Genomic DNA, 6,920 nt, shown 5'->3' on the forward strand with positions numbered 1-6,920 from the left:
TGGCCGCAAAACTATGATCTTGGGGCTATGTGAAAGCCCGCTTACGTTCCAGGCGATTACGATCTGGCGTGACGAACTTTTGACAGAAGATATTCTTCTGCGCGATGTGATTGATCTGGAAACCACCTTTGGTGACCAGATGGGCGATGATGAAGACGATGAACCGGTGGTTCCTTCCGTCAACGTCGATGGCGCGGCCAAGCCTGAGAAGAAATCATCCGAACCAGAAGTTGACGCAGATGGTAACCCGATCATCAACAATGATGATGATGACGATGAAGATGAACAGGCGAACATGTCCCTCGCGGCCATGGAAGCGGCGCTGAAGCCGAAGGTTCTTGAAACCCTTGACCTAATCGCGCGTGACTTTGCGCTGCTGTCTGACATGCAGGATCTGCGGATCTCTGCGACCCTGAATGAAGATGAAAGTTTCTCTAAGAAAGAAGAAGAGAAATACCAGAAACTGCGGTCTGAGATCGTGGAATTGGTGACGGAACTGCACCTGCACAACGGCCGTATCGAAGCGCTGATTGACCAGCTTTACGGTATCAACCGTCGCATCATGTCCATCGACAGCAACATGGTGAAACTGGCGGATCAGGCGCGCATTAACCGTCGTGAATTCATCGAAGCATACCGTGGTCGCGAACTTGATCCGACCTGGCTTGACGAGATGAAAGAAAAGCCGGGCCGTGGCTGGCAGGCGCTGATGGAACGTTCTGAAGGCAAGATCGAAGAACTGCGTTCTGATATGGCCCAGGTTGGTCAGTATGTTGGTCTCGATATTTCTGAATACCGTCGCATCGTGCAACAGGTGCAGAAGGGCGAAAAAGAAGCCCGTCAGGCCAAAAAAGAAATGGTCGAAGCCAACCTGCGTCTCGTGATTTCCATCGCGAAGAAATACACCAACCGTGGTCTGCAGTTCCTGGATCTGATCCAGGAAGGCAACATCGGCCTGATGAAAGCGGTTGATAAATTCGAATATCGTCGCGGTTACAAATTCTCGACCTATGCGACCTGGTGGATCCGTCAGGCGATCACCCGTTCCATCGCGGATCAGGCGCGGACCATCCGTATTCCTGTGCACATGATCGAAACGATCAACAAGCTGGTGCGGACCGGTCGTCAGATGCTGCATGAAATTGGCCGCGAACCGACACCGGAAGAATTGGCAGAAAAACTGCAAATGCCTTTGGAAAAAGTGCGCAAGGTGATGAAGATCGCGAAAGAGCCGATCTCTCTGGAAACGCCGATTGGTGATGAGGAAGATTCACAGCTTGGCGATTTCATCGAAGATAAAAACGCCGTTCTGCCGCTGGATTCAGCCATTCAGGAAAACCTGAAAGAAACCACAACCCGCGTGCTGTCGTCCCTGACCCCGCGTGAAGAACGTGTGCTGCGGATGCGGTTTGGCATCGGCATGAACACTGACCACACCTTGGAAGAAGTCGGTCAGCAGTTCAGCGTGACCCGCGAACGGATCCGCCAGATCGAGGCGAAGGCACTGCGGAAGCTGAAGCACCCAAGCCGAAGCCGCAAACTGCGTTCCTTCCTTGATCAGTGAATCTTCTGAAGCGGATACAAGAGGGTTTCTTCTGGTTGGACAGTTCAATTCCCCGCTGGCTTAATTTGCTGGTGGGGATTTCTCTTTTGTCCCTCTTGCTTGCCGATATTTTGCCCGTTTGGCCGTTGCAGGTTCTGGGAGCGTTTATCACTGTATCTCATGTTTTTATGCGCATTCGGTGCGCTCACAGCTTCGGACTGGTTACTGGATCATTTGAACGTAAGTCAGTGGAACAATTGAAATATGGGTACTGCTTAAGTTGCGTATTTGAGGCCAATGGACGAAACTATACAGCGTATTCACAAGAGCAGTTCTTAGGAAAAGGAGTTGGCAAGAAAATAGGGATTTTCTATCAACCTGAGGACCCTGAACAAAACTACATTTACTCTTTAGCCTTTGAGATTTGTTGCGGATGGTTACTTCTGATCTCGGGTGTTCTATCTTTACTAGTCTAAAGTTGCGTGACCTTTTCCTAGGGAGCTGTGTTGTGCCCTGTTACAAAACCCGCTTAACTCCACCTCATGGATTTGCATCACACCTTCAACCTGCCCGACAATCCCATCATTGTTTTCGATGGGGAATGTGTGTTGTGTTCGGGATTCCTTCGTTTCATTCTGAAACACGACAAAGGCGACAAGTTCCGTTTCATCATCGCGCAATCTGATCTGGGCACCTCATTGTATCAAGCCTTGAACATGCCAACGGATGATTATGAAACCAATCTTGTTCTGACACGGGGCAGGGTCTTTACCCATGCAGATGCTTTCGCGGCGGCCATGCGTGATCTGGGTTGGCCCTGGCGCATCGCAGCGGCCATTCTCTATGCGCCCAGCTGGCTTAAGACCCCGCTGTACCTGAGGGTCGCCCGCAATCGTTATCGCATCTGGGGGCGGCATGATGCGTGCATGCTGCCAGATGCCAACCTGCGCGCCCGGTTTATTGAGGACGGTTTTGAAAGGATTTAAAATGAAAAAATTACTCGCTCTGGTCTTTGCCCTCAGTGCCGGTCCAGCCCTTGCTTGCGGGCCCTCAGCGCCGCTTGCGGCCGATGTTCTACTGTCCTGCAAAATTGAGGGGCGCAACCGTGTTCTAAGCGTCTGTGCGGCGAACGGGCAGGCGTATTACAGCTATGGCACGCCGGATCAATCGCCAGAACTTGAGCTGATCATCCCCTTGCGCGATGTGGAGGTCACCCCTTGGCCCGGTGTTGGCGGTGCCATCTGGGAAGAGATGATTTTCACTAATAATGACGTCGAATACGTCGTCTGGCAGAGCCTGCGGCGCGACCCCGAAAATCCCGAACACTCTGGCGGGGTAAACATACGTGAAAAAGGGACCGAGGCCGAGGTTCTGCTCTCTCTGACCTGTGATCCCGCAATATTGTTTTCGGAGGCCGGAGTTTTCGCCTTTTCTGATGCAAAGCTTGCCAATGGCCAAAAATGGGATCTGGATCAACATATTTGGGTGGATGCGCAGTGATGCAAAAACCTTTTACGATTCATACCAATGGGCCGGGTCTTTATGAATTTACTGATGATATCCGGGGCTGGCTATCAGGGCAGGGCGACGGATTGCTGACGCTGTTTGTGCGCCACACCTCGGCCAGCTTGTTGATCCAGGAAAACGCTGATCCCGAAGTTCAGGTGGATCTGCAGAACTTCTTTCATCGCCTGGTGCCGCCGACTTCAGATCCGTCCATGTCCTATCTCACGCATACCTATGAAGGGCCGGACGATATGCCCGCCTATATCAAGGCTGCGATGATGCCTGTCAGCCTGAATATTCCTGTCAGCGCCGGGCAGATAGTTTTGGGCACCTGGCAGGGTATCTATCTGTTTGAACACCGTAACGCGCCCCACCGACGTCAGGTGGTGGCGCATTTTATGCCGGGTTAGGGCAGAACCTTTCCGGGGTTCATGATGTTGCCGGGGTCCAAGGCGCGTTTGACTGCGTGCATGGCCTCAAGTGCGACCGGATCCTTTTGACGTGCCATTGAGGGGCGCTTGGATGTCCCGATGCCATGTTCCGCACTGAAGGATCCGTTCAGTTCCGTCACCAGATCTTCAACCACTTCCATCACCTGTGTTTTCAGGACCGGATCGATGCCGTTTTCATTGTTTGCGGGCAACACGCCGTAATGGATGTTTCCATCCCCCAGATGGCTGACAATTGTGTTGCGCATGCCGGGGGCAATCGGGGCCAGACGTTGTTCGGCCTGCTCAAGGAAGGTCGCGACCTGATCCAATGGCACGGCAATGTCAAAATCAATTGCGGGGCCTTGTGCAACGGCGACCTCATAGGCGCTTTCGCGGATGTGCCAGAAGGCTTCCCGCTGGCTGTCATTCTGGGCAATGGCGGCGTCCAGAATTTTGCCGTTTTCAAAACCCTCAGTCAGAACCTCTTCCAGCAGGTTTTCGATCAGGGGGCGTCCGTCAGCGCCGGGGCGTGCCAGTAATTTTGATGTCGCGCCCAATTCGGTCAGAATGTTGACCTCCCCCATCTCTTCCATCGGCAGGGATTTATCCGGGTTCAGCCGCAGATAGCCTTCCATGTGGTTGCGGGGCATGAATTCAAAGGCTTCGACTGCACCACCGCTTGCATCCTGAAGACGGCGTAACAAGGTTAGGGCTGCGGGCAAGGAAGCAACAGACATCAGCGCAGTGGCGCGTGCCACCGGGGCAGGGTGCAGTTGCAACACCGCGCGGGTCACAATGCCAAGCGTGCCTTCTGCGCCGATTATCAGGTCTTTCAGCGCATAGCCCGTGTTGTTCTTATAAAGTGCGTTCATTAGGTTCATGATACGGCCGCCGGGCAGAACGACTTCAAGCCCTAATACCAGCGCGCGGGTGTTGCCATAACGTAGAACGTTGGATCCACCGGCATTGGTGGAAATGTTTCCCCCGATCATGCAGCTGCCACGTGCGCCGAAAATCAGAGGGAAAATCAGATCATGTTTTGCCACGGTGTCATGCAAGTTCTGCAGAATGACACCAGCCTGCACGGTGGCGGTGCGGGTTTCGGGGTTCACTTCTTCAATCGCATTCATCCGGGCGAGGGACAGGATGATCTGTGTTTCATCCGATGTGGGGGTCGCCCCGCCTGCCAGGCCGGTATTGCCGCCCTGAGGCACAACCGCTGTGCCTGTATCCTGCGCGAGTTTCAGGATTGCGGAAACTTCTTCTGTGTTCGCCGGGCGCACGACGGCAAGCGACACGCCGATCTTGTCGCCAAAGACATCCACGTCATAAGCTTTGCGGTCGTCAGAGCCACCAAGCACATATTTCGCGCCGCAGATGTCACGCAGTGCAGCAATTATATCAGTCATTCGTGTAGTCCTTCAGGGCCGTGCCCATATATTTTGCCCGCGCCTCTTCCGGCACATCATTCGCTTCATGATGGCCAATAAAAATGCCAACACCGCCGCCGGGTGTCTTGCCCTGGCGCGGAATGATCTGCGCATCTGACATGGTGACGCGCTGGCTCATCCTGCGGCCCCATTGGCCAAGACGATCATACATAAGTGTAATGATATCAGCGTGGTCGTCAGATTGGCCAAGATCAACATATTCTTCGGGGTCGGCGTCCATATCAAACAGCATCGGGGCAAAGCCACCTTCTGCATGCATGAACTTCCAGCGTTCATCCGTCACCATAAACAGGCGCGCATCTGTCGGAGACAATCCCAGTTCCGGGCACATAGGGGTGCATGAAAAGTCATATTCACTGACGGCCCAATCCCGCCAATTGGGTGCCTCGCCATGTAGCCAGGGTAAAAGGGAATGCCCTTCACAGATGTGATGCGGCACATCCCCGCCCGCGACTTCAATGAAGGTCGGCAGCAGATCAATGGCTTCGACCAATGCGTCACAGGTTGCGCCGCGCACAGCATCGGGTGATGGATCATAGACGATCAGCGGAACTTTCACGGAAGGCTCGTGGAACAGATCTTTTTCGCCCAGCCAGTGATCGCCCAGATAGTCGCCATGATCCGATGTCACAACGATCATCGTGTCTTCCATCCGGCCGGTTTCTTCCAGATATGCAAACAACCGCCCCATCTGATCATCGGCCTGTTTGATCAGCCCCATATAGGCCGGGATCACCTTTTCGCGCACCTCATCACGGGAAAACGTCTGGCCGATCTGGTTGTTCATGAAAGCATTGTAAACCGGGTGTGGATCCTGGCGTTCACGCGGAGATTTCTGCGCGGCAACCACATGTTCCGGCCCGTACATATCGTGATAAGGCGCAGGCACGATATAGGGCCAGTGCGGTTTGATGTAACTCAGGTGACAGCACCAGGGGGTATCGCCCTGTGCCTCAATGAACTTCATCGCTTCGCCCGTCAGCCAGGGTGTTTCACTGTCTTCCTCACGGATATTTGCCGCCTTATCGGCGTTTTCCATAAACCAGCCAGAAGCAATGTTGCCTTCATGAATTCCAGCGTTGGCAAAATCCGCCCAGGGGTTCTGTCCGGGGTATCCCTGCGATTTCAGATATTCATTATAAGGAGAGCGCTTGCTGTCATAAAAACCATTCGGCCCTTCCGCCCATAGCCCATCATCGCGTGCCCAGATGTCAAAACCGCATTCTTCCTGACGGGCGCCAATCACACTGTCAGGCGACAGGCCCAGACGTTTCATCCCTTCCACATCGGCCTTCATATGGGTCTTGCCGATCAAATGGCAGGACATGCCATTCGCGCGCAGGTGATCGCCCATGGTCATCTCACCCACGCGCAGGGGAAACCCATTCCATTGCGCGCCATGGGACGATGCATAACGCCCGGTATAGGTCGACATGCGCGAGGCACCACAAACCGGGGATTGCACATAGGCACGGGTGAACCGCGTGCCTTTTGCGGCCAAAGAATCCAGGTGCGGCGTATACAGATGGGGATGACCGGCGCAGCTGAGATAATCGAACCGCAGCTGATCAAACATAATGAACAGGATATTCTTTGCGGTTGATTTTGTCATGTGGTCTCTCCCCTTGTGCTATTTGTTGCACAGGGACAGGGACGCGGAAAGAGCCTATGCGCTGCGTCGTGCCGCGCAGGCCAGCATTTTTTCGGCGGCATCACGCGCGGATCCTGCGGGGTTCTCGATCGCGGCCATAACTGCGGCCACAATCGCCCCTTGGGCCAGGAACCAGATGTTGCGGGCAATTTCATCCGGGTCTGCAAATCCTGCGGCATCCGCAAGGTTACGATAATAGGCGATCCCCTGTGCCTGATGGGCGCAGGATTGCTGGTGTACCGGGTGCGTCGGATCCTGAAATTCAGCGCAGGCCTTTACAAAAAGACAGCCGAAAAACCCTTTCTGTGCAAACCATTCTGCATGGGCGTCAAACACAG

General features: G+C 54.0%; 7 protein-coding genes and 1 pseudogene. 5 read left to right on the forward strand and 3 right to left on the reverse strand.

Features of this window, described 5'->3' with window-relative positions; translation table 11 throughout:
- The 5 genes from rpoD to ACPGUT_RS15560 all read left to right on the forward strand — a co-directional run.
- The coding region (gene rpoD, locus ACPGUT_RS15540) for an RNA polymerase sigma factor RpoD (RefSeq protein ID WP_423992945.1) at positions 1-1,564 on the forward strand (1,564 nt) is incomplete at its 5' end.
- 35 nt (positions 1,565-1,599) lie between these two features.
- The gene (locus ACPGUT_RS15545) at positions 1,600-2,019 is read left to right on the forward strand and encodes a hypothetical protein (protein ID WP_423992947.1); all 420 of its coding nucleotides are present in this window, start codon (positions 1,600-1,602) and stop codon (positions 2,017-2,019) included.
- Between the two features lie 66 nt (positions 2,020-2,085).
- Entirely contained in the window at positions 2,086-2,529 is a 444-nt protein-coding gene (locus ACPGUT_RS15550; RefSeq protein ID WP_423992949.1) for a thiol-disulfide oxidoreductase DCC family protein, read from the forward strand.
- Between the two features lies 1 nt (position 2,530).
- Complete coding sequence (locus ACPGUT_RS15555; protein ID WP_423992951.1) at positions 2,531-3,043, forward strand: hypothetical protein; 513 nt, start codon at positions 2,531-2,533, stop codon at positions 3,041-3,043.
- Entirely contained in the window at positions 3,043-3,459 is a 417-nt protein-coding gene (locus ACPGUT_RS15560; protein WP_423992953.1) for a secondary thiamine-phosphate synthase enzyme YjbQ, read from the forward strand. The genes ACPGUT_RS15555 and ACPGUT_RS15560 overlap by 1 nt, the downstream gene beginning before the upstream one ends.
- Here the strand turns inward: ACPGUT_RS15560 and ACPGUT_RS15565 are convergent.
- The 3 genes and pseudogenes from ACPGUT_RS15565 to ACPGUT_RS15575 all read right to left on the reverse strand — a co-directional run.
- A complete protein-coding gene (locus ACPGUT_RS15565; protein WP_423992955.1) occupies positions 3,456-4,889 on the reverse strand; it encodes an FAD-binding oxidoreductase in 1,434 nt (477 codons plus the stop codon). The two genes, ACPGUT_RS15560 and ACPGUT_RS15565, sit on opposite strands and share 4 nt — an antisense overlap.
- Positions 4,882-6,543 (reverse strand): sulfatase-like hydrolase/transferase, encoded by a 1,662-nt coding sequence (locus tag ACPGUT_RS15570; protein WP_423992957.1) that lies wholly within the window; start codon positions 6,541-6,543, stop codon positions 4,882-4,884. Before ACPGUT_RS15570 ends, ACPGUT_RS15565 begins: the two co-directional genes overlap by 8 nt.
- Positions 6,544-6,597: 54 nt before the next feature.
- A pseudogene (locus tag ACPGUT_RS15575) lies at positions 6,598-6,920 on the reverse strand (TetR/AcrR family transcriptional regulator); the annotation flags it as partial.

The sequence above is a fragment of the Halocynthiibacter sp. genome (assembly GCF_049608145.1).
Classification (GTDB): domain Bacteria; phylum Pseudomonadota; class Alphaproteobacteria; order Rhodobacterales; family Rhodobacteraceae; genus Halocynthiibacter.

What these genes read in the sequence shown, in the direction of transcription:
- ACPGUT_RS15550 (WP_423992949.1), top strand. Translation starts at nt 2,086, where the DNA reads ATGGATTTGCATCACACCTTCAACCTGCCCGACAATCCCATCATTGTT.
- ACPGUT_RS15570 (WP_423992957.1), bottom strand. Translation starts at nt 6,543, where the DNA reads ATGACAAAATCAACCGCAAAGAATATCCTGTTCATTATGTTTGATCAG.
- ACPGUT_RS15555 (WP_423992951.1), top strand. Translation starts at nt 2,531, where the DNA reads ATGAAAAAATTACTCGCTCTGGTCTTTGCCCTCAGTGCCGGTCCAGCC.
- ACPGUT_RS15560 (WP_423992953.1), top strand. Translation starts at nt 3,043, where the DNA reads ATGCAAAAACCTTTTACGATTCATACCAATGGGCCGGGTCTTTATGAA.
- ACPGUT_RS15565 (WP_423992955.1), bottom strand. Translation starts at nt 4,889, where the DNA reads ATGACTGATATAATTGCTGCACTGCGTGACATCTGCGGCGCGAAATAT.